18 protein-coding genes and 1 rRNA gene are annotated in these 23,537 nt (G+C 45.3%); 15 read left to right on the top strand and 4 right to left on the bottom strand.

What is annotated here, in order from left to right; all coding sequences use genetic code 11:
- Positions 1 to 86, top strand: a 5S ribosomal RNA gene (gene rrf, locus ABD744_RS19365); the annotation flags it as partial.
- 159 nt (positions 87 to 245) lie between these two features.
- The gene (locus tag ABD744_RS19370) at positions 246 to 1,013 is read left to right on the top strand and encodes a substrate-binding periplasmic protein (RefSeq protein WP_344800237.1); all 768 of its coding nucleotides are present in this window, start codon (positions 246 to 248) and stop codon (positions 1,011 to 1,013) included.
- Between the two features lie 113 nt (positions 1,014 to 1,126).
- On the opposite strand, the gene ABD744_RS19375 is transcribed toward ABD744_RS19370, so the two are convergent.
- The 3 genes from ABD744_RS19375 to ABD744_RS19385 are packed head-to-tail and all read right to left on the bottom strand — an operon-like array spanning position 1,127 to position 3,430.
- Positions 1,127 to 1,786: an anthranilate synthase component II gene (locus ABD744_RS19375; RefSeq protein WP_344800238.1), complete on the bottom strand. Its 660-nt coding sequence runs from the start codon at positions 1,784 to 1,786 to the stop codon at positions 1,127 to 1,129.
- Complete coding sequence (locus tag ABD744_RS19380) at positions 1,786 to 3,183, bottom strand: anthranilate synthase component I family protein (protein ID WP_344800239.1); 1,398 nt, start codon at positions 3,181 to 3,183, stop codon at positions 1,786 to 1,788. Before ABD744_RS19380 ends, ABD744_RS19375 begins: the two co-directional genes overlap by 1 nt.
- 7 nt (positions 3,184 to 3,190) lie before the next feature.
- The gene (locus ABD744_RS19385) at positions 3,191 to 3,430 is read right to left on the bottom strand and encodes a Trp family transcriptional regulator (protein ID WP_344800240.1); all 240 of its coding nucleotides are present in this window, start codon (positions 3,428 to 3,430) and stop codon (positions 3,191 to 3,193) included.
- A 128-nt stretch (positions 3,431 to 3,558) separates the two neighbouring features.
- On the opposite strand from ABD744_RS19385, the gene sbcB reads away from it, so the two are divergent.
- From sbcB to ABD744_RS19405, 4 genes are all read left to right on the top strand, one after another.
- Positions 3,559 to 5,001, top strand: coding sequence for an exodeoxyribonuclease I (sbcB, locus tag ABD744_RS19390; RefSeq protein ID WP_344800241.1), 1,443 nt, complete (start codon positions 3,559 to 3,561; stop codon positions 4,999 to 5,001).
- Positions 5,002 to 5,209: 208 nt separating this feature from the next.
- Positions 5,210 to 6,679, top strand: coding sequence for a NarK family nitrate/nitrite MFS transporter (locus ABD744_RS19395; RefSeq protein WP_344800242.1), 1,470 nt, complete (start codon positions 5,210 to 5,212; stop codon positions 6,677 to 6,679).
- A gap of 233 nt (positions 6,680 to 6,912) precedes the next feature.
- Entirely contained in the window at positions 6,913 to 9,117 is a 2,205-nt protein-coding gene (locus ABD744_RS19400) for a molybdopterin oxidoreductase family protein (protein ID WP_344800243.1), read from the top strand.
- Between the two features lie 13 nt (positions 9,118 to 9,130).
- On the top strand, positions 9,131 to 11,050 hold the full coding sequence (locus tag ABD744_RS19405; RefSeq protein ID WP_344800244.1) for a DmsC/YnfH family molybdoenzyme membrane anchor subunit: 1,920 nt from the start codon (positions 9,131 to 9,133) through the stop codon (positions 11,048 to 11,050).
- Between the two features lie 78 nt (positions 11,051 to 11,128).
- On the opposite strand, the gene ABD744_RS19410 is transcribed toward ABD744_RS19405, so the two are convergent.
- Positions 11,129 to 11,884, bottom strand: a complete 756-nt coding sequence (locus ABD744_RS19410; protein ID WP_344800245.1) for a tetratricopeptide repeat protein — start codon at positions 11,882 to 11,884, stop codon at positions 11,129 to 11,131.
- A gap of 419 nt (positions 11,885 to 12,303) precedes the next feature.
- On the opposite strand from ABD744_RS19410, the gene nirB reads away from it, so the two are divergent.
- The 9 genes from nirB to ABD744_RS19455 all read left to right on the top strand — a co-directional run bounded on the left by nirB (position 12,304) and on the right by ABD744_RS19455 (position 23,428).
- Positions 12,304 to 14,847 carry a nitrite reductase large subunit NirB gene (gene nirB, locus ABD744_RS19415; protein ID WP_344800246.1) on the top strand — a complete coding sequence of 848 codons (2,544 nt, stop codon included), beginning with the start codon at positions 12,304 to 12,306 and terminating at the stop codon, positions 14,845 to 14,847.
- 44 nt (positions 14,848 to 14,891) lie between these two features.
- Positions 14,892 to 15,218: a nitrite reductase small subunit NirD gene (gene nirD / locus ABD744_RS19420; protein ID WP_344800247.1), complete on the top strand. Its 327-nt coding sequence runs from the start codon at positions 14,892 to 14,894 to the stop codon at positions 15,216 to 15,218.
- A gap of 294 nt (positions 15,219 to 15,512) precedes the next feature.
- On the top strand, positions 15,513 to 16,139 hold the full coding sequence (locus ABD744_RS19425; protein WP_344800248.1) for an ANTAR domain-containing response regulator: 627 nt from the start codon (positions 15,513 to 15,515) through the stop codon (positions 16,137 to 16,139).
- Positions 16,140 to 16,631: 492 nt separating this feature from the next.
- On the top strand, positions 16,632 to 17,969 hold the full coding sequence (locus ABD744_RS19430; protein ID WP_344800660.1) for a CmpA/NrtA family ABC transporter substrate-binding protein: 1,338 nt from the start codon (positions 16,632 to 16,634) through the stop codon (positions 17,967 to 17,969).
- Between the two features lie 80 nt (positions 17,970 to 18,049).
- Positions 18,050 to 19,045, top strand: a complete 996-nt coding sequence (locus tag ABD744_RS19435; protein ID WP_344800249.1) for an ABC transporter permease — start codon at positions 18,050 to 18,052, stop codon at positions 19,043 to 19,045.
- Positions 19,046 to 19,075: 30 nt separating this feature from the next.
- Positions 19,076 to 19,915 carry an ABC transporter ATP-binding protein gene (locus ABD744_RS19440; protein ID WP_344800250.1) on the top strand — a complete coding sequence of 280 codons (840 nt, stop codon included), beginning with the start codon at positions 19,076 to 19,078 and terminating at the stop codon, positions 19,913 to 19,915.
- 160 nt (positions 19,916 to 20,075) lie between these two features.
- Complete coding sequence (locus ABD744_RS19445) at positions 20,076 to 21,314, top strand: alginate export family protein (RefSeq protein ID WP_344800251.1); 1,239 nt, start codon at positions 20,076 to 20,078, stop codon at positions 21,312 to 21,314.
- A 190-nt stretch (positions 21,315 to 21,504) separates the two neighbouring features.
- Complete coding sequence (locus ABD744_RS19450; RefSeq protein ID WP_344800252.1) at positions 21,505 to 21,858, top strand: group I truncated hemoglobin; 354 nt, start codon at positions 21,505 to 21,507, stop codon at positions 21,856 to 21,858.
- Positions 21,859 to 22,183: 325 nt separating this feature from the next.
- On the top strand, positions 22,184 to 23,428 hold the full coding sequence (locus tag ABD744_RS19455) for an alginate export family protein (RefSeq protein WP_344800253.1): 1,245 nt from the start codon (positions 22,184 to 22,186) through the stop codon (positions 23,426 to 23,428).
- Positions 23,429 to 23,537 lie beyond the last annotated feature (109 nt).

The following is a 23,537-nucleotide window of genomic DNA, read 5'->3' on the forward strand; positions in this document are numbered from 1 at the left end:
GATCCCATTCCGAACTCAGAAGTGAAACCGGTCCGCGCCGATGGTAGTGTGGGGTCTCCCCATGTGAGAGTAGGTCATCGTCAAGCGCCTTATTCGCTCGAAAGAGCACACAAAACCCTGATGCTAACGCATCGGGGTTTTTTATTGCCTGCTATACTGATTGTAACCCTTCGTCAGAGTGGCTCTGTTCATACGTGTGTCGTCTAAAGCCGTCCAAACAGCCTTGTTGTTTATCCGTAATTGCGATGAACTTGTTATTGTTTTTTGCTGTCATGCCATTAAGTTTGGCCATTCAGGCTTCTCCTTTCATCATTGCTGGTACTCCTGAGCCCCCGTTTAAAATGAGATCTAAGTCGGATCTTGAAGGTGGTATTGAAGGCATTGATGTTGATATCGTTGCTCATATCATGGAGCAACTGGGGGTGGATTATGAGATTCAACTCATTGAATCGGGTGCTCGAATTATCAGAGAAGCAGAACTGGGTCGCCTTGATATGGTGATGAGCTTTTCCTTTAAGGATTCCAGAACCAATTATTTAATCTACCCCAGTCAGTCTTATAAAACTGTTTCCTGGCACTTCTTTGTACATCAAGATAATTATTCCAAGTTTCGTTTTGAGCAATTGTCGGATCTTTCCGGTGCAGTCATTGGTGCTGTGAACGGGTGGGCTTATACGCCTGAGTTCTGGGGGGCAGGTTTAAACATTTGGCCTGTAAGCAAACACACATTGTTGTTGAATATGTTGAGGTCTCGAATTGATCTTGCACCGTTGAATACTGTGGAAACGCTTTATGAACTTAAACACCGAGGGCTGAAGATCCGTATTGTGTATTTGCCTAAACCATTAGTAGCGAGGCCTTACTTTAATGCGTTTGTAAAGAAGTCTAAGCATCCCAATAAAGAACGAGTGATGCGTGGTTATGATGCACTGGTTAAACGTTTGATGGTGAAGGGATACGTTGATCAGGTATATGATTTTTATTTGGAAGAAAGTGAATTTGGAATAAAGTGACTCAGGAAGTAAGTAATTTGGTCAGGGGCTGGAGTGCTGATCTATTTGAGAAATAGCGTTGATTTGAGGTGCCTACCCAAGGTATCAAACCTTGGGTAGGTTGAGGTCAGCGACTAAATAAAAAGGAAGTTCTTGATCAGTTCTTTCCCACCTTCGGTGGCAAATGATTCAGGGTGAAACTGTATGCCATAGATTGGGAATTCGTTGTGTTGGATCGCCATGATTTCGAAATCTCGTTCAGCCTCGTAGCTGACAACGTCAGAGAATTCTTCCACCTTTAAGTCACCCACCACCGAGGTTAAGTGTAAGCAATTCGGAAAGGTCGACGCTTCTGCCATTAAAGAGTGGTAGCGCATGACTTCCAGCTGGTCGGGAATGTCCTTAAAGATGCCTTGATTGTCATGCGTAATAGGGCTGATTTTACCGTGCATAGGTAACGGCGCTTTAACCACTTTACCGCCAAAGACGTGAACAATGCCTTGCATGCCAAGACAAACGCCTAACAGAGGCGTTTTTGGGCCGAACTCTTTAATAACCTGAGCGCATACACCGAAGTACTTTTCATCGTCTGGTGAGCCTGGCCCTGGTGAAATGATGATTCGATCCGGGTTGGCTTGTCGAAGCTCTTCTAACGTTACTTGGTCATTACGTTTTACGGTGATTTGAAAATCAGCGATGTTTCCCTGATTTTTTTCTGTGGTGAGAATTTCTCCGATGAACTGATAGAGGTTGTAGGTAAAGGAGTCATAATTATCGATGATGTAAACGTTCATTAAGCTGGCTCCTGACCTTGGGGTAAAAATTTATCCAGTACTTTCTTTGTGCCTGCGAATTTGCGACGAATTTCTTCGTACTCGTCTTCCGGGTTAGAGTCGTAAACATTTCCGCCGCAGGTCTGAACGTACGCATCTTCTCCATTGGCAAACACAGTTCGAATGGGGATGGCAAACGTGCAGTCTCCATTAAAGGAGAAGTGACCGACTGCTCCGCCGTATGGGCCGCGGCCATCGTTTTCCAAGTCATCAATGATTTTCATTGCTTCAATTTTGGGCGCACCGGTTAAAGTACCTGCCGGGAAATTACTTGCGAGCGCTGAAAACATGTCTTCTTTGTCTGAAATGATACCGACGATTTCACTGGCTATGTGCTGAACATGGCTGAAGCGTTTGATGTCCATCAGGCTGCGAACTTTTACTGTTCCAAATTGGGCAACCCGGCCAATGTCATTACGGTGCAGATCTACGATCATATTATGTTCGGCAATTTCTTTCGGGTCGTTGAGCAGCGTTCTGGCCAGCGCGGTATCTTCCTGAGGTGTCTTGCCTCGTAAGGTGGTACCTGCCAGTGGGAAGGTTTCCATTTCACCCTGCCGTAAACGGAACAGGAGCTCCGGACTTGCACCAATAAGGCGCTGCTCACCAAATTTTACGTAATACATCTGGGGAGAAGGGTTTATTTCTCTGAGTTGCTGATAAATATTGATGGCGTCGCCGCTCAATTTGAAACGTTTCTTAAAGCCAACTTCGGTTTGGAATATCTTACCGTCAATGATGTCTTGTTTTACTTTAAGCACCGCTGCCTTGTGTTCTTCTTTGGTCATTGTCTCGCCGGTTGGCGTTACTGTCAGTGCTCCGTTTTCAGGTATCTCGGCAGCAATTAATTCTTTGACCAGTTCAAGGCGGCTGTCTGTATAGTAGAAATAAATTACTTCGCCGGTCATTTTATCGAGAATTAATCCGTCTTTAAAAAGACCAAAACGAAAAGCGTCGAACATCTCACTGCTTTGTAACTTCAACGATGATTCAAAGTAGTTCATGCTGTCGTAGCCGAGATATCCGGTAAGACCCCCTGCATACTTACGGGAAATAACGTCCTGAGGCACGATATCTCTTAATAAGTAATAAGGGTTATCACTCTGATATTCTTCTCGTGAACCGTCACGCGCTTCGATGGTGAGAGTCGTGTCGTTGGCGTAAAAGAGCTGTTCCGGATCAAAACCTATGATGGAGTGGCGTGCAATATGGCTGTCTTCGCCAAGGGATTCCAGATAAAAGCAATTGTCGTATTTCTTTTCAATCTTTTTGAACAATCCAAAGAAATCACAATCGGCACCAATGGTGATGTAGTGAGGTTTTCTTGGCAGTTCTATTTTTGCAGGCTTTTTATACATACCTAACCTATTTGTCTTTTAATGCGCGTGATCCGCGTGTCACTGTTGCTATACCCACGCCCAGCGTTTCTGCTATTTGTCTTTGTGGCATACCGGCTTCCAGCAGCTTAAATATCTGCAGGCGTTTGCTTATTTCACTGAGCTCAGAAGGCGTTAACAATCCCTGAAGCGTTTGGTTCATGGCTTCAGTGTCATTGGCTTTTAGTAAGTGCTCGACCAGTTCGCGGATGTAAATGTCTGTATTCATGTACTAGTACACTATCATTTTCATGAAAGTAGTCAAGCATTTGTACGGATTCGCTGACAAGCATTGACCTATCGCAGGGTAAACACATACCATTTCGGCTTATTTATCCATGACAACAGGGCAATTGCATGCAATATCAGGGAACTTACTATTGGTATGATTTCGAAACCTTTGGTGCGGACTCCAAAGTGGATCGAATCTCACAGTTTGCTGGTATCAGAACAGATGCAGATTTAAACATTATTGGCGAGCCTGATATGTTTTATTGCCGTCAGGCTGAAGATTACCTGCCTGACCCAGTGGCTTGTTTGGTGACTGGGATCACGCCTCAGCAAGCCAACCGGGAAGGGTATAACGAAGTCGAATTCGCCCGACGAATCAATGAACGTTTCTCGCAATCAGGCACTTGTGTCGTCGGTTATAACAGTATTCGATTTGACGATGAATTTACCCGTAATTTATTTTATAAAAACTTCATAGACCCATACGCTCGGGAATACAAAAACGGTAACAGCCGTTGGGATTTAATTGATGTCGTTCGTTTAACGCACGCACTAAGACCCGACGGAATTCGATGGCCTAAAAAGGAAGACGGCACGACCAGTTTCCGGCTTGAAGAGTTAACCGTTGCAAACGGAATTGGTCATGAAAATGCGCACGATGCATTGTCGGATGTGTATGCGACGATCGCGATTGCCAAACTTATTAAAGAGAAAGCGCCAAAGCTGTTCGATTATGCGTTCTCACTGAGAAATAAAAAGGAAGTATTGGACACCTTAAATGTAGGCAGCAATAAACCCGTGCTGCATATTTCTTCCATGTTTGGTGCTGACCGTGGCTGTATGGCATTGGTTCTGCCTTTGTGCGTCGATGGGACGAATAGCAATGCAGTGCACTCCATTGATTTATCGTTTGACCCGGATGAACTCGAAGGATTGTCTGTACAACAAATTCAGGATCGGGTGTTCAAGTCTAAAGATGAACTTGGCGACGTCCCTCGCATTCCATTTAAAACAATTCATGCGAATAAATCGCCGATGGTGGTTTCCGCAAAAATGTTGACGGAACCTTTGGCTCAACGATGGGGGCATGATTTACCCTTATGTCGGGTTAATTGGAAGAAGTGGCAGTCCAAGTCTCACCTGATTCCGATGCTGAACGAGGTGTTTGCTTTCAACGGGAAAGAAGAAAAAGATGTGGACTGCATGCTTTACAGTGGTTTTTTCCCGCGTAAAGACAAAGAAGCAATGGATTACATTGGCAAATCGGACATCGGTCAATTGGACCCTCACGCTTTTGCTTTTCAGGATGGCAGAGCGGCAGAGTTGCTATTTCGGTGCAGAGCCAGGAACTTTCCTGAGGCGCTTAATGATGAAGAGCGCGTCCAGTGGGAGCAACACAAGTATCGTTCGGTTATGGAGCAAGGTTATGGTGCGCCACGGTGTTTGTCGACTTACCCTCAGCTGCTAAATGAAGCATTTACTATGTTTCCAGATAAAGCGGATGCACAGTTTTTGTTGGAAGAGTTGATGTTATACGCTCAATCCATCGCTCCGATGGACGCTTTTTGATAATTTACTCCATTGTGCACCGTTATTACGCATTTATGGGTGCACCGCTATGGTAATCGAGCATTTCTATAGTGCACTTTATCTCTAGATTGTGCTTTAAGAATAAAAATAAGCAATTAAGTTAATGATATTAAAGATAAAATTGTGATTAGGTATCTACCTTGCTAAGTAGGGGTAACAAAACTTTAAACTTAGTAAGGATCTCGTTATGAGTGCTACTGATAAATTCAATCTGTTTTCATTTTCAGGGAAAATGAAAATTCTGCATATGAGCTGGATGGCTTTCTTCCTGACTTTTTATGTTTGGTTTAACCACGCACCTTTGGGTGGCGTAATTTCTGAGAGCCTAGGTTTAACTGTGGCTCAGTTTAAAACGCTTCTTATTCTGAATGTTGCTTTGACCATCCCTGCTCGTGTCATCATAGGCATGCTGACTGACAAATACGGTCCTCGTATTGTTTACTCCTCGATTCTTTTCTTGGGCAGTATCCCGTGTTTCATGTTTGCTCTTGCACAGGACTTTGAGCAAGCAGCCATCGCTCGTTTCCTTCTGGGCTTTGTGGGTGCCGGCTTTGTTGTGGGGATTCGTATGGTCTCTGAGTGGTTCCCGGCGAAACAGTTAGGTACTGCAGAAGGCGTGTACGGCGGTTGGGGGAACTTCGGTTCAGCAGCGGGTGCCATGAGTTTGCCTGCGATTGCTTTGATCTTCGGCGGTGAAGATGGTTGGAGATACGCGATTGGTATGACTGGTCTGTTATCTTTGGTGTTCAGTTTTATCTGGTATGCCAACGTTCGTGATACGCCAAAAGGTTCTACTTACTTTAAGCCAAAAAATAACTCAGCAATGGAAGTGACATCTAAAGGTGATTTCTTCTTGCTATTGATTATGAAGATCCCTATGTATGCCGCTTTGGCACTTCTTACTTGGAAGCTGTCTCCAAACGGAGTAAGCATGTTGTCAGAAGTTGCTGCAAATGGAATCTACGTTGGCTTGGCTGCACTTTATATATTCGATTCGTCAAAGGTTTGGAAAGTAAACAAGCACGTTTTTTCTGAAGAAGTCCCTGAAATTCATCGTTATCAGTTCAAGCAAGTTGCAGTATTAAACATCCTTTATTTTGCAACGTTTGGTTCTGAATTGGCCGTTGTTTCTATGTTGCCGTTGTTTTTTGCTGAAACGTTTGAGCTATCTATGGTTCAGGCTGGTTTGGTAGCGTCTGCATACGCCTTTATGAATCTTATGTCTCGCCCTGGTGGTGGTTTGATTTCTGATAAGTTCGGCCGTAAGAAAACACTGTTGATTTTAACCGCTGGTTTGGCCGTGGGTTATGCAGTGATGTCTTTGATTGACTCAAGCTGGCCTTTGGTTGTTGCTATCATTGCGGCAATGGCGTGTTCATTCTTTGTTCAGGCGGGTGAAGGTGCGGTATTTGCTGCTGTTCCGTTAATCAAGCGTCGTTTGACAGGTCAGATTGCAGGAATGACAGGCGCTTACGGTAATGTGGGTGCGGTTTTCTACCTAACGATTCTTTCTATGGTGGAATATCAAACATTTTTCATGGTGATTGCTGCGACGGCTGTTCTAGGCTTTGTAACCTTGTTCTTTATGAAAGAGCCTAAAGGTGAAATTGCAGAAGTGGATGAAAATGGTGAAGTTCAAATGATCAGTGTTCATTGATCCTCTGATAACACCACAAAAAAGACCAGCATCGCGCTGGTCTTTTTTTGTGCGTGATATTTATCGTTGTTGTAAAAGTGGCTCGTATATTGCATTTACAGACCAGTGATTATTTAAAATATATAAAAAACAATAACTTATATTGATGAATGCTTAGTGCTGGTGCGAATTCGGAGGGTGCTTGGAATTTGCTGCATTAATATGGTGCGAGTTGTTTTGAGGAGCGTCAACCCATGCTTTTTGGTCGTAAAGACAGAAACCCCATTCGAATAGCCGATAAACAGGTTAAAGAGTGGAAATATACAACCTGTGGTTATTGCTCGACAGGTTGCTCTATTAACGTTGGCCTGGATGAAGATGGTAATGCAGTGGCAACCCAAGGGGTTGCGGATGCTGATGTGAACCGTGGCAAGCTATGCATTAAAGGTATTTTTGAGCACGAGTTGTTTAAGGCTGCAGGCCGGGGTGATAACCCTCTGATCCGAAGCAAGCCTTACGAAGAAGATTTCAAAGAAACGGATTGGGATTCTGCGCTTGATCATATGGGCGCGGAAATCCAGCGAATTCAGCAAGAGCATGGTAAAGACAGCTTCGCCATCATTTCGACCGGGCAGTTATTAACAGAAGAGTTTTATACTCTGGGTAAGTTGGCGCGCGGTTGTATCGGTTCTAACAACTACGATGGTAATACCACGCTGTGTATGGCTTCTGCAGTGTCCGGCTATAAGCGTTCGTTCGGGTCTGATGGCCCTCCGGGTTGTTACGACGATTTTGAGCATACGGAATGTTTGATTGCCTGGGGCTCAAACCTGCCGGAGCAGCACCCTATTATCTACTGGCGTTTGAAAGAAGCGTTGGAGAAACGAAAGTTCCCACTGATCGTGGTTGACCCTCGGGTAACCATGCTGGCTCAGTTTGCCGATATGCACCTGCCTATTACGCCTGGCACCGACTTGGTGCTGATGAACAGTTTGATGCATGTTATTTTGGCGGAAGGCCTGGAAGATCGCGAATACATAAATGCACACACAAAGGGCATAGAAGAAGTCGAAGCTTGTGTAAAGGATTATGATCCGATTACGGCGTCGAAGATCTGTGGCATTGATGAAGATACCATCCGTAATGTGGCTCGTTTGTACGCTAAAGCGGGCGCGGCGATGTCGATCTGGACTATGGGCATCAACCAAAGTACGCATGGTTCTGACGGTGTGGTAGGGATTAATAGCCTGAACCTGATCACAGGAAACATTGGTAAGCCGGGTGGTACCAGCTTGTCTATTACTGGTCAGTGTAATGCGATGGGTACACGCGAATGGTCATCTTGTTCCGGCCTTCCTGGTTATCGTGCGTTAGAGAAGCCTGAGCACCGTAAAGAAATAGCGGAGTTCTGGGGCATTGATGAAGAGTTTTTCCCTAAAAAGCGTGGCTTGACCGAAACAGATATTTTCCCGGCCATTGAAACCGGACAAATTAAAGGCTTATGGTTGGTTGCGACCAACCCGATGACTTCCATGCCGAATACCGCTCGTATTCGTAAGACATTGGAAAAACTTGATTTCCTAGTGATTCAGGACGCTTATGCGGATGTGGAAACCACTCAGTACGCGCATATGTTCCTACCTGCTGCTGTCTGGGCGGAGAAAGAAGGCTGTTTCACCAATACCGAACGTCGCGTCAATATCGTTCGTCAGGTAGTTAAGCCAAAAGGTAACACCAAACCTGATTTCTGGATTTTCAAAGAGTTAGCAAAACGATTCCCGAACGGGCAAAAAATTCACTTTCCGGAAACCCCGGAAGGTGCGTTTGAAGAAATGAAGCAGCTATCCAAAGGCGATAAACGTACCTTGGATATTTCAGGAATGACCCACGATTTGATTGAGAAGTCGCGTGGTATTCAATGGCCGTATCGTGAAGATGATCATCAGGATGACGCAGTTGCCAAAGGAAACCCGCGTTTGTACAGCGATGGTGTGTTCCAAACGCCTGACGGCAAAGCGAACCTGATTCCACTGCCTTTCATTAATAATAACGAAGTACCGGACGATGACTACCCGTTCTGGATGAACTCGGGCAGGGTGGTTGAGCATTTCCATACGCGAACTCGTACCGGCAAGTTGGGGAATCTGAATAAATTCAGCCCGACACCTTACATGGAAATGAATCCGGATGCGGCTCGTGAACTGGGGGTTGCACATCAATCGTATGTCCGTTTGGTCAGCCGTCGTGGTGATGCGGTGGTTATGGTTCAGCTGACTCAGCGAGTACCAAGAAACATGGTGTTTATTCCGTTTCATTTCCACGATTGTGTCAATCGTGTATCTCTTGGCTTGTTGGACCCGCATTCAAGACAACCTGCATTTAAACAATGTGCAGTAAGAATTGAAAAAGTAGATCAGCAATTAGCTGGCGAATTGAATGCTGAACGCAGAACGTATTAAGAGGGGCTAGAAAATGTTGATGAGTGCTTGGTATAAGCTCCGTGATCGTCTGGATCAAATTGGTACCGATAATTCGGATTTAGACCCGACAGAACGTCCGATTTTTGAGGTTCGTCAGGGCGAACAAGATTACGCGAAGCTGAAAGACATAACGGTCAGTGAAGAAAACCGTTATGGTGAAAAGATTGATTTATTAAAATGGTCGAACAGTACCGGCTCGCCGGGGTCGTCGTTATTTATTAATGGTAACCCTGAGGTCGGAACGAACCCAAACCGTAATAAGCAACACGGTTTCCATTTTACTGCAGATAACTGCATCGGTTGCCATGCTTGTGAAGCGGCTTGCAGTGAAAAGAATGAGAATCCGGCGCACATTGCCTTCCGTTCGGTGGGTTATGTGGAGGGCGGGACTTATCCGGACTACAAGCGTTTGAATATTTCAATGGCGTGTAACCACTGTGATAATCCTGTGTGTCTGAAAGGGTGTCCAACCAAAGCCTATACCAAACACAGTGAATATGGCGCTGTTCTGCAGGACCCGGAAACCTGTTTTGGTTGTGGCTACTGTACTTGGGTGTGTCCTTACAATGCGCCGCAGCTGGACCCGATCAAAGGTCGAGTGTCCAAATGTAATATGTGCGTTGACCGTTTGGAAGTGGGCTTAAAGCCTGCTTGTGTGTCGGCTTGTTTAGGCAACGCGTTGAACTTTGGTGTAGTGGAAAATACGCCGGAAAACCGGGATCAAATTAAAACAGAAATTCCTGGCTTCCCGGATACTTCGATTACTCAGCCAAACATTCGTTTCCAGCAAACCCGTACTATGCCGGAAGAGATGGAGCGTACCGACTCGATGCCGATTAAATATCGCAAAGAGGAAGACGGCTCATTCCGCTCGGTGGTGGATGAAAAAGCAGGTAAGGACCGTTTCTGGAACTTATCTCGCCTTAGCTCCCGTGAAAACCCGCTGGTGATATTTACGCTATCAACACAGGCCATTCTGGGCGCATTCTTAATGTTGTTTGTTGGTTCCATGATGGGTGTGGAGTCCATAGAGGCGATTCAGCAAAGCTCTGTGTATTTCCCACTGTTGTTTAGCATGATTGGTTTGCAGGCCTTAGTTCTGGTGCTCTCTACTTTGCACTTGGGTAAGCCGTTGCGATTCTACCGTGGTTTTAATAACTTACAGAGTTCGCCGCTGAGCCGAGAAGCGCTTGGTATTGCCATGTTCTTTGCGGGTTTAGCAGGCTTCACTTTCTTTGAGTTAGTGAACCGCTGGCTGGAGCTGTCCATCATTGACTTAATCAGCACTTGTTTTGCGGTGTTTGCTTTGATTTCGGGCCTGATTGGTTTGTACTTCATGCACTGCATTTATCGGATTAAGGCGCGTCCTTTCTGGAATCATTGGCAGGTGTTAACGTCCTTTTTTGGTACGATGTTCAGCTTAGGTGCTGTGTTGTTGGGAGTTTTTGTTATTCCGGCGATGTTAATTAACGGTCAGTCGGTTGAGGTTATGTTGCCGATGCTTGCTGCGTTGTCGGCGATTGGGCTGGTGGCTGAAGGTATTGGTTTGGTTGCGCATGCGCGTTACCTCAACACTGAAAGTGGTGAAGGTGCAGCAGCTCATTACATTCAGTGGACCACGTTTGGTAAAACCTACCTTTTGCGTAATGTACTGGTAGGTGTTGGCGCTGTGGTTATGACTCTGTTGGCAGTGTTTGCTGGCGATAACGCGACCAGTGTTGTGATTGCAGCTTTAGCATCATTGGCCATAACGGTTGCATTACTGATGGGCCGTGCCTTGTTCTACATTCTTGTGATTCCAACGACGATGCCGGGTGCGTTTTTCTGGAAGAACAAAGGGTTTGAGCAACATGCGAGGGACATTGGCTTGGCGGAAATGCCGCAAGTGGGTGTGATTGCTGATTTGCATTAAGCTTGCAGTGAAATAAAATGAAATAAAAAACCCAGCCTGAGTGCTGGGTTTTTTATTGAGTGCGGTTCTTAAATCACTTTAAGCTTGGTAAAAATCATCGGTTGGCAGCTGGTTTTGATGTTTGTTGATAAGCAGCTCAAGTTGTTCCTTGCCCTCAACCAGCTCCTCATTCGTCAGTTCTGCCGTCATAATTGGCTCGGCATCTTTGGCTTCCTGAACGTTTGCTTTGGCGGCTAACAATGTCCAGGCGTAAGCAAGAGGTTTGTTTTGTTCTACGCCGTTGCCGGAATAATACATGACGCCTAAATTATGCCAGGCTTTGGTAAAGCCTGCGTCTGCAGCTTGTTGGTAGAGTTGAAAGGCAAGGCTTTTATCTTCAACACAACCCAGCCCGTCTTCATAAAACGTGGCCAGGTTAAATTGGGCTGCGCTGAGTCCTAATTTGGCGGCTTCAGAAAACCAATAGAACGCTGAGACCAAATCCACTTTGCCCAGGGTTCCCTGTGCATAAAGCAATGCCAGGCTGTACTGGGCTTCGGGTAAGTCTTGTTTGCCTGCGCGCCAAAAACACTCAGCTGCTAACTCCGGGTACTGTTGCTGGCCATCGCCCTGCTCATAAAAATGGCCAAGGTGATAGAGCGCAAGGGGCGCCCCTTGCTCTGAATACTGTTTGGACAAGTTAAATAATTGCTGAGGGTCGCTTTCACATTTACGAAGCGCAATGCTGAACGTGTTATTTAAATGGTGAATATCTTTTTCAGAAAGAAGGTCTTCCGGGTATTGGGAGGACGTGTTTTTTTTGGTGAAACGTTTAAAGAACTGACCTAATGACATGGCTTCTTCCTACAATCTGCTTGCCCTTCATTCTAGCAATACTGGCTTGCTTAAGTCTTTGAATAATTAGGATATCGCTGTCTTCTTTCGATGAGTGATTGAGATCCGCTTAAATCTTGCAAAGAGTTGGGGCAATTCTGAAATTCTGTCCATCCGGGTGCTTTTTTTGCACTGTACTAATACAAAAATGACCTGTTTTCTTAATGCACTTTCAGGTTGCATCATTTTGGGAGATTGATTGTGTATTCGTGGTTTTTTTTGGTGCACTTATTTTTCGTGGGGTTTTGATATTAAAAAGAATGGTTCTTATTTGTCGTGTAACATTATGATTTTTATGTAATAAAAAAATAAAATTTAAGTTGGCACACTAACTGCTTTCTCTGGGTAATAGAATTAAACATGTATTGGGAAGAGTTACCATGAGTAAGCAAAGAATAGTAATTGTCGGTAATGGTATGGTTGGTCATAAATTTATCGACAATGTTCTAAATGGTGAGTCACGTGATCAATATCAGTTGGTGACGTTCTCTGAAGAACCTCGTCAAGCGTATGATCGTGTACATCTTACGGAATACTTTGCAGGACGCTCCGCTGACGACCTATTAATGGCTCCTGTTGGCTACTACGAAGAAAACGGTGTAGAAATTCATATTGATGAGAAAATCGTTGATATTGATCTGGATGCAAAAGAAGTTATCAGCGCAAGCGGTTTACGCGTTGCTTATGACAAGCTGGTGCTTGCAACAGGTTCTTTCCCGTTCGTTCCCCCAATTCCTGGTCACGATAAAGAGCATTGTTTGGTTTATCGTACCATTGAAGATTTAGAAGCAATTAAGGCTTCAGCAAAAGGCTCCAAGACCGGCGTGGTTGTTGGTGGTGGTTTGCTGGGGCTGGAAGCGGCGAAAGCATTGCATGATCTGGATCTTCAGGCGCACGTTGTTCAGTTCTCTGATCGTCTGATGGACGTTCAGTTAGACGTTGGCGGCGGCGCAATGTTGAAGCACAAAATTGAAAACCTGGGTGTTCAGGTTCACTGCTCAAAGAATACCGTAAACATTGCAGACGGTGAGAATGCGCGTTATCGCATGGAGTTTGCGGACGGTGAGTCGCTAGAAACAGATATGATTTTATTCTCGGCGGGTATTCGTCCTCAAGACGAGCTGGCCAGAAAAACAGGTCTTGAAATTGGCCCTCGTGGCGGAATTCTGGTGAACAATCAGTGCCAGACTTCCAATGAAGATATTTATGCCATCGGTGAGTGTGCGCTTTGGAATAATCAGATCTTTGGTTTGGTTGCACCGGGTTATCAAATGGCGCAGGTTGCGCACGATCACATCGTTACCAGCGGTGAGACAGAAAACGCATTTACCGGTGCAGATATGTCCACCAAGCTGAAATTGATGGGCGTTGACGTGGCAAGTATCGGTGACTCTTTGGGCCGTACCCCAGGCAGCCACAGTTATACCTACGTTGATGAACCTGCTGAAGTGTATAAGCGCATTATTGTCAGCGAAGACAAAACCAAGTTATTGGGTGCTGTGTTGGTGGGCGAAGCTGAAGACTACGGTACTTTGCTTCAATACGCATTAAACGGTATTGACCTTCCTGAACATCCGGACGGTTTGATTCTTCCGAACCGTGACGGTGCAGCACCAGCGGGTCTTGGCCCGGATGCATTGCCTGATACGGCTCAGATTTGTTCTTGTTATGACGTGAGTAAAGGCGCGATCTGTTGCAGTGTTCAGAACGGTGCTCAGACCATCGGCGAAGTTAAGGATGCAACACAGGCCGCGACAGGTTGTGGTGGTTGTGCCGCTTTGGTTACTCAGGTGATGAACAGTGAGCTTGAAAAGCTGGGTGTGGAAGTAAACACCGACATCTGTGAGCACTTTGCGTATACCCGTCAAGAGCTTTTCCACATCATTAAAGTAGAAAAAATTAAGACATTCTACGAATTGTTAGAAAAGCACGGTAAAGGTCACGGTTGTGACATCTGTAAGCCAACGGTGGGTTCTATCCTGGCTTCCGTATGGAACGAGCACGTGATGGATGCAGACATTCATCCGCTGCAAGACACTAACGATTACTACATGGCGAACCTACAGAAGGACGGTACTTACTCAATCGTTCCTCGTATGGCCGGTGGTGAAGTAACACCTGAGAAACTGATCGTTCTTGGTCAGGTGGCTAAAGATTACAACCTGTATACCAAAGTTACCGGTGGCCAGCGTATTGACTTGTTCGGTGCTCGTGCTGAAGAGCTTCCTGAGATCTGGCGTCGTTTGGTGGATGCAGGCTTTGAAACAGGCCATGCATACGGAAAGTCTCTTCGTACGGTGAAGTCATGCGTAGGTAGTACCTGGTGTCGTTACGGTGTTGATGACAGTGTGGGCTTAGCGGTTGAGGTTGAGAATCGTTATAAGGGTCTGCGTTCACCTCATAAGATTAAGTTCGCGGTTTCTGGTTGTACTCGTGAGTGTGCCGAAGCACAAGGTAAAGACGTAGGAATTATCGCTACTGAAAACGGCTGGAACCTATACGTTTGTGGTAATGGTGGTATGAAGCCACGTCACGCAGATCTGATTGCTTCTGACCTGGATAAAGAAACTCTGATCAAGTACATAGATCGCTTCCTGATGTTCTATATCCGTACCGCAGATCGTCTACAGCGTACCTCTGTGTGGTTTGATAATCTGGAAGGTGGTCTGGATTATCTGAAGAGTGTGATCATCGATGACAAGCTGGAGCTATGTGCCGAGCTTGAAGAAGATATGCAGCACGTTGTTGATACTTACGAATGTGAGTGGAAGAAAGCGATTGATGATCCTGAAAAACTGAAGCGCTTCCGTCATTTCGTGAACTCTGATGAGAAGGATAACAACGTAGTTTTTGTTGAAGAGCGTGGTCAGATCCGCCCGGCAACAGAAGATGAAAAGAAAATCCCTGTGGCTGAAGTTGTGTAACTTCACTGTAAATCGAAACACACAGATATAGAGAGATTCATAACATGAGCGACAATTGGATAGAAGTTTGTAAGTTAGATGACATTGTTCCTGATACCGGTGTTTGTGCCTTGGTGAATGATAAGCAAGTGGCTTTGTTCAGAACCAGAAACAACGACCTGTTTGCGATTGATAATCACGATCCATTCAGTAAAGCGAATGTACTTTCGCGCGGTATCGTCGGCTCTTTGGGCGACAAGATTGTGGTTGCATCGCCTATTTATAAACAACACTTCTGCCTGGAAACGGGTGCGTGTCTTGAAGATGAAGAAGTGAAGTTAAATGTTTATAAAGTAAAAGCGTCTGATGACAAGGTTGCAGTTCAGGCTTAAATGATAAGCCGTTTCTAACATGAAAAGTTTTTGATTTGTTACTTCGGTAACATCTTCCCCCGCTTGCCCAATACTCTGTATTGGGCTTTTTTTATTCTGGTTGAGCTTTTTTATTTTTGGTTGAGCTTAATTGTGTCCTGTTTCAGGCCATTAAAAAGAAGTTGGCACCAATTACAGTCTTAAATATTTCCGTTGCTACTTGTTTTTGTATATAACTTATTGATTTGTATTGTTTTAATTGTATTGGCTTGATATGTGTTTAATGCTGACGGTGTAAAGAATGGGATATTCAGTATGGGAAAAGGTACATCCATGATTAATGGGCTAAATAAGGAAGACGTTACGGTGCCGATGTCAAAAGTATTTTTAGTGAATATGACAGAAGCACAAAGCTCCTTTTTGAAGCGAGCCTTGGAAGATGATGATTATCAAGTGGTTGCCAGTGTTAACGAGGCAAATGACTTGGTGAACAAAGTGGATCAGTCCGGTGCTGAAATTGTGGTGCTCTGTTTAGACTCGCCTAATGCGTTTGTGTTGGAACAACTGACAGAGCTGAATGCCTGCTCGCCTAAACCGGTCATTATGTTTGCAGAATATGACGCGCCGTCCGTGATTAAACAAGTGGTGGCTTCAGGCGTCAGTGCCTATGTGGTGGCTGAAATTCATCCTCATCGCATTCGTTCGACCATTTCGGTGGCGGTGATTCGGTTTAAAGAACAGCAAACGTTATTGACTGAACTGAAAAACGCACAAACTCAACTGGCGGACAGAAAGTTGGTGGATCGGGCAAAAGGCCTGTTAATGGAGCACCAAGGTCTGACGGAAGATCAGGCGTATAAAAAGTTGCGGAAAATGTCGATGGATAAAGGCAAAAATTTGGCAAGCGTGGCTGAGTCGGTAGTGGATATTTTATCGCTGTGAGGGGATGTCTTTTACTAAGCGGGCGGGGCTGCTTCTAAATGGGTCGGTTTGTTATGGTGATGGTCGTTTTAGGGCGAAGAGGCAGAACAAACCTGAACATTAAGGAGAGGTGAATGCACAGGTGAAGTGCATGGTGTTTTTAAGGGTGAACTTTTGGCTCGTATTGCGGTTTAAATTAACCATTTGACTAATTAGTAGCCTTCTTTTGAGGTTTTTTAAAAGTTGGCACACCGTATGCTTTATATAAAGGTGTAAACGAATAGATTATTTATTGCTGCCAACGGAGGTGGCAATACAAACATTTCCTCGGTAAACAACGGCGTTTATTAAGAGGATGAGCAAAGGCGCTCACTGATCATTACTTCTCAATAAGTAATGGATTGGTGGGCGCTTTTTTTTGGAATTTTAAAAACAATTAACAGTTTTTGCATAACAAAAGTAGACGAGGACCTAGCCATGAAGAAGTGGTTTAAACCGTTCAAGTTAGCAGCGATGGCTGCATGTATAGGCCTGACTGCCACCGCAGTTCAAGCTGAGAAATTGGGCTACCCGGAAAAAGAAGAACTGAAGTTTGGTTTTATTAAATTGACGGATATGGCTCCGATTGCTGTGGCTTATGAAAATGGCTATTTCGAAGATGAAGGTCTTTACGTCACCATTGAGGCACAGGCAAACTGGAAAGTGTTATTAGACGGAGTCATTGATGGCCGCCTGGATGGCGCTCACATGTTGGCGGGCCAACCCATTGCGGCCACCATGGGCTTTGGTACCAAAGCTGAAATTATTACCCCCTTTTCAATGGACCTGAACGGGAATGGCATTACGGTTTCCAATGAAATCTGGGATCAAATGAAGCCAAACATTCCTAAGCAAGCCGATGGCAAACCCGTTCACCCGATTAAAGCCGATGCCCTGAAGCCTGTTGTTGAAAAATACAAGGATGAAGGCAAACCTTTCAACATGGGCATGGTATTCCCGGTATCCACCCATAACTACGAGTTGCGTTACTGGTTAGCGGCCGGTGGCATTCACCCAGGTTTTTATGCGCCGCACAAAGGGGACATTTCCGGTCAGATTGATGCGGATGCCTTGTTGTCCGTGACACCTCCGCCTCAAATGCCAGCGACGTTGGAAGCCGGTACGATTTATGGCTATTGCGTAGGGGAACCTTGGAATCAGCAAGCGGTATTTAAAGGCATTGGTGTACCTGTGGTGACCGACTATGAAATCTGGAAAGACAACCCGGAGAAAGTATTTGGTATCACCAAGCAGTTTGCTGAAAAGTACCCGAACACGACCGTTCGTTTAACTCGCGCACTGATTCGTGCGGCACAATGGCTGGATGCCAATAACAACGCCAACCGCCCGGCGGCAGTGAAGATTTTATCCAAGTCGAACTACGTGGGCGCTGATTACGATGTGATTGCGAACTCCATGACCGGAACGTTCGAATACGAAAAAGGTGACAAGCGTGCAGTGCCTGATTTCAACGTGTTCTTCCGTTACAACGCAACCTATCCTTACTACTCGGATGCCATCTGGTATTTAACGCAAATGCGTCGCTGGGGACAAATCAGCGAAGACAAGTCGGATGATTGGTACAAAGATCTGGCTAAGAAAGTATATCGCCCGGACATCTATGAGAAAGCGGCTAAGTCTCTAATCAAAGACGGCCTGGTGATGTCTAAAGATTTCCCGGACTTCGCTACGGAAGACGGTTTCCGTGATCCACAGACGCACTTCATCGATAACATTGTTTACGACGGTACTAAGCCAAACGAATACATCAATAAATTCTCAATCGGTCTAAAACAAGGCGACAAACTTTAATTGTTGCTAAGAGCCTCCAAGCCACTGCTTGCAGTGGTCTGGCTCATAAAAAATATAAGGTTGAGAAAGGAGTGAATAGCATGTCTGCCACATCATTAGTAAAGAAAATAGAAGAGCGCATTGAACTGCCGAGTTACGCGCAGGAGCTGATCAAAAAAAGTGTTCAGCTGGTGGGAATTCCCTTGGCTGGTATCTTGGTGTTTTTATTTTTGTGGTCTACTGCCGCACAAAACATTGATACATCTTTAGGTAAATTTCCGGGGCCTTCGGCCGTTTGGGAGCAGTTCGGAAATCTATACAACGAACACGTAGAGTCCCGTGAAAAAGAGACCGCATTTTATGAGCGACAGGAAACCAGAAATGCCGAGCGCATGAAAGCTGACCCGGATTATGTGCCAAAAATACGCGCTTACACTGGTAAAGAAACATTTTGGGATCAAATTATTACCAGTCTGGTCACCGTGTTAAGTGGCTTCTTAGCCGCCGCTGTTATCGCCATACCGCTTGGGATTGCTGTTGGCTTGAATAAAACACTGAATACCGCAGTAAACCCGATCATTCAAATCTTCAAGCCAGTGTCGCCGTTAGCTTGGCTACCTCTGGTGACTATGGTGGTCAGTGCTTTGTACGCAACGCCGGACCCTACCATTCCTAAATCCTTTTTGAACTCCATGATTACCGTAACTCTGTGCTGCTTGTGGCCGATGGTGATTAACACTTCGGTGGGTGTTGCCTCCATCGACAGTGATTTGGTGAATGTCAGCCGTGTGTTGAGATTACCTGCGATCAAGCACGTTCAGAAAATTGTTTTGCCTGCGTCCATTCCTATGATCTTTACCGGTATGCGTTTGTCTTTGGGCATCGCCTGGATGGTACTGATTGCCGCAGAAATGCTGGCGCAAAACCCAGGTTTAGGAAAATTTGTTTGGGATGAGTTCCAAAACGGCAGCTCAGACTCGTTAAGCCGAATTATGGCCGCAGTAGTTGTCATTGGTTTCATTGGCTTCTTATTGGATCGCTTGATGTTGCAAATACAGCGTTATGTTTCCTGGGATAAAGCCAGCGCAGCACGTTAATTGATCATTAAAAAATATTGGAGAACAACTATGAGCGTTTTATTAGATATCAGCCAGATGGACATGGTATTTCCAACTCCGAAAGGCCCGTTCACGGCACTGAAAGGGGTGGATTTGAAAATAAACAAAGGTGAGTTTGTTTCTTTGATTGGTCACTCCGGCTGCGGTAAGTCGACCGTATTGAATGTGGTGGCGGGTTTGTATCAGGCAACGACCGGTGGTGTGGTACTGAATGGCAAAGAAGTGAATGAGCCTGGCCCTGAGCGTGCGGTTGTCTTCCAGAATCATTCGTTGCTTCCTTGGTTATCGGCCTATGAAAACGTTGAACTTGCCGTGAAGAAGGTATTTGGAAAAGATAAATCCAAAGCAGAAACCAAAGAATGGGTTGAGCACAACTTGAAGCTGGTGCACATGGATCATGCTATGCACAAAAGGCCGGACGAAATTTCGGGAGGCATGAAGCAACGCGTTGGGATTGCCCGTGCATTGGCCATGCAGCCAGATGTGCTGTTAATGGACGAACCCTTTGGTGCCTTAGACGCATTGACCCGAGCGCACATGCAAGACTCGTTAATGGAGATTCAGAACGAACTGAATAACACCGTCATTATGATTACGCACGATGTGGATGAAGCGGTTCTGCTTTCTGATCGAATCGTGATGATGACCAACGGCCCTGCGGCCACCATTGGTGAAATTCTGGATGTAAAACTGGAGCGTCCTCGCCATCGACTGGCGCTGGCAGAAGACCCTGAATACAACCGTTTGCGTTCAGAAGTCCTTAAATTCTTATATGAAAAACAACGCAAAGTTGAACCTATTTCTAAAGTGGCGAAGACCCCTCAGGAAACAACGGAAGATGCGGCTTAAACGGCTGCTTCACTCATAAAGTTATCATCGAAGAAACTTATTTAACTTAATTTCAACGAGTAAACCCAAATCAGACGTGCCCCCAGAAGGCGCGCAGGGTTTGCTCGGCTTAATAACAATAGTTTTAACAATTTTTAAACATCAGCACTTGGAGAAGTATATGAAAACCACACGCATCAATTTACTGAGCTTAGCCATCGCTTCAGCACTCGCTGCGCCTATGACAGCCTCTGCAAATTTGGGTGAGGAAGTGTCTACTGCGTTTAAAGAAGGCACAGTATATGGTGATTTTCGTTTGCGTTATGAGTTTGTGGATCAGGACACGCCTGACTCGTTAGGTATAGATAAAGCAAAAGGGATGACCTTACGTTCGCGCCTGGGTTATAAAACGGGCGAAGTATCCGGTTTTTCTGCGGGCATTGAGTTTGAAGATTCCCGAGTAGTTGCTGGCATCGATGATTACAACGACACCAATGGCCACAATTTAGGTGAACATTCAGTAATTGCTGACCCCGAAACGACGGAGCTGGATCAGGGCTACATTCAATATAAGAATGACCTAGTGACCGCGAAAGCCGGTCGCCAAGTGATTACCATGGATAATCATCGTTTTGTCGGACATGTGGGCTGGAGGCAAGATCGACAAACGTTTGATGGCTATAGCTTTAAGTTGACGCCAATGAAGGGTTTAACGGCGGATTATGCTTATCTAACCAAGCGGAATCGAATTTTTGGTGAAGAAAAAGATCTGGATTCAAAAGATCATTTGTTAAATATTGGTTATAAGACGCCCTTCGGTAAGTTAACGGGTTATGCCTATTTACTGGAAGAAGACAACAGCGATGAAACTTCTATTGATACTTACGGTGTTCGCTTCAGTGGTAAAACCGAAGTGTCTTCAGACCTGAAAGCGCTTTATACCCTGGAATACGCAACCCAGGATTTTGAAAAAGAAGGGGCTGCAGATGCTGATGCTGATTACATGAACATTGAAGCCGGTGCCGTATTCAAAGGCGTGACTGCCAAGTTAGGTTACGAAGTACTTGGCTCTGATGATGGCGCATATGGTTTCTCCACGCCATTAGCGACCTTGCATAAATTTAACGGTTGGTCGGATCAATTCCTGGGTACGCCGGCTCAAGGTCTTGTGGATATGTCTTTAACGGTGAGCGGTAAGCTGGCGGGTTTAAAACTGGTGGCTGCATACCATGAGTTTGAAGCGGATGATTCAACGTCAGACATTGATGATCTGGGTAGTGAACTGGATCTGTTGGTCGCGAAGAAATTCAATGACAACTATTCCGCTGGTGTGAAGTACGCAATGTACTCTGCTGGTGACTCAGCTGCAGGCAAAGTCGATACAGACAAAGCCTGGTTGTGGGTTAGTGCTAAGTTCTAAAACTTAGTGCGACAGATCGAAAGGTATTTGTGCCGATGCCTTTCGATCACCTCGAATCTTTTTGATTGTTTATAAACCTTATCTAATAAAAAACGGATTTATATTTCTTTGAATGCACTAATGCGGCCTATTCTGATGAAAGCTTGTTTTGTTCAGGCGAATGCAACTAAACAATGATGAGGGAAAATGTATGTCTGTGTATGAAAAGATTGGAGGTGAGGCGGCCGTTGATGCGGCAGTGGATATTTTTTATCAAAAGGTTCTGAAGGACGATCGAATCAGTGCATTCTTCGATTCCGTCGATATGGTAGCGCAACGGGCAAAACAAAAAGCCTTTTTGACGATGGCATTTGGCGGGCCAAACCGATACACCGGTAAGGGAATGCGGGCGGTTCACAAACGCATGAATCTGACAGAAGAGCATTTCGATGCCGTGGCGGAATGCCTGATCGGGACATTGACGGAACTGGACGTAGCTCAAGAACACATTAATGAGATTGTTGATATCGCGTTGAGCGTGAAAGACGATGTGCTTAATCGATAGGGCGTCCGGTGGCGTGTTTTTCTGAGCCTTATGTATCTCTTCAGACGTCTTGAATTCATCGAATTTGAGATTTCGCTCCTTTGGGTCATGTGATTACCTCTGACCCTTTTTTAGATCAATTTTGTTCTATTTTACTGATTTGAAAGCAGTTTTATTCGTCAAACAAAAAGATTGATGAAAACGCTCAAGTATTGATCAAGATCAGTTGTGGCTAATTTCAGCGCAGTAGTATGGGCGCATGTTGGAACGCAGAGTTCGAATCCAACAAACCATAATTGACAAGATTTGGTGAGCCTTGATGAGGAATCACCTACTGGAGTTCGATATGAAAACAGCTAGCTTAAATGTACTTAGCCTTGCTATCGCGGGTGCGGTTGCATCATCTTTTTCTTCGGCGGCATTCGCCGTGGACGGTGCAGAAATTACGGAAGCGTTAACCAACGGTAAGGCTTATGCTGATTTTCGACTGAGGTACGAATTTGTCGATCAAGACAATGACCTCGATAACGCCAAAGGCATGACACTACGTTCACGTCTTGGTTATAAAACGGGTGAAGTTTCAGGGTTTTCGGCGGGCATTGAGTTTGAAGATTCCCGCGTGGTCGCTGGTTTAGATGATTATAGTGACGCCAACGGTCATCATGCTGGCGAAAAATCGGTTATTGCTGATCCGGAAACGACGGAACTGGATCAGGCTTACCTTCAATATAAGAACGACATGGTCACTGCCAAAGTCGGCCGACAAGTGATTACCATGGATAATCATCGTTTTGTCGGGCATGTGGGTTGGAGACAAGACCGTCAGACGTTTGATGGTTATAGCCTGAAAGTCACGCCAATGAAGAACTTGTCTCTGGATTATGCGTATCTTGAACAGCGTAATCGTATTTTTGGTGAAGACGCAGACCTTGACTCGAAAGATCATCTAATCAATGCGTCTTACCAAACGCCGTTCGGTAAAGTAACGGGCTACGCGTATCTATTAGAAGAAGACAACAGAGATGAAACTTCGGTTGATACTTACGGTGTGCGTTTCAGTGGCAAAACGGACGTGTCTTCCGACCTGAAAGCCTTATATACCCTGGAATACGCAACTCAGGATTTTGAAAAAGAAGGCGCTGCAGATGCCGATGCTGATTACATGAACCTGGAAGCGGGGGCGGTGTTCAACGGTGTAACGGCTAAACTGGGCTACGAAGTGCTAGGGTCTGATGACAGTAACTATGGTTTCTCCACACCATTAGCAACCCTTCATAAGTTCAACGGTTGGGCGGATCAGTTCTTAGGCACGCCAAACGAAGGTTTGGTGGATATGTCGGTGACGGTCAGTGGCAAATTAGCCGGCCTTAAACTGGCTGCTGTTTACCATGAGTTTGAAGCAGATGATTCGTCTGACAACACGGATGATCTTGGTAGTGAACTGGATTTATTGGTATCCAAGAAATTTTCGGATAACTACTCTGCCGGTGTGAAGTATGCGATGTATTCTGCGGAAGACGATGCAAATAATGGCGGTAAGAAGCTGGTCGATACTGATAAAGCCTGGTTGTGGGTGAGTGCTAAGTTCTAAGGCGTTAAGCACTGTATGACTGATATTGGCTAAATTAGGCTGAGCTTTGTGCTCGGCCTTTTTTATGCTTGTTACATTTTAAGGCTATGAATTGTCATGACTTCCGCTT

The sequence above is a fragment of the Litoribacillus peritrichatus genome (assembly GCF_039537985.1).
Taxonomy (GTDB): Bacteria; Pseudomonadota; Gammaproteobacteria; order Pseudomonadales; family Litoribrevibacteraceae; genus Litoribacillus; species Litoribacillus peritrichatus.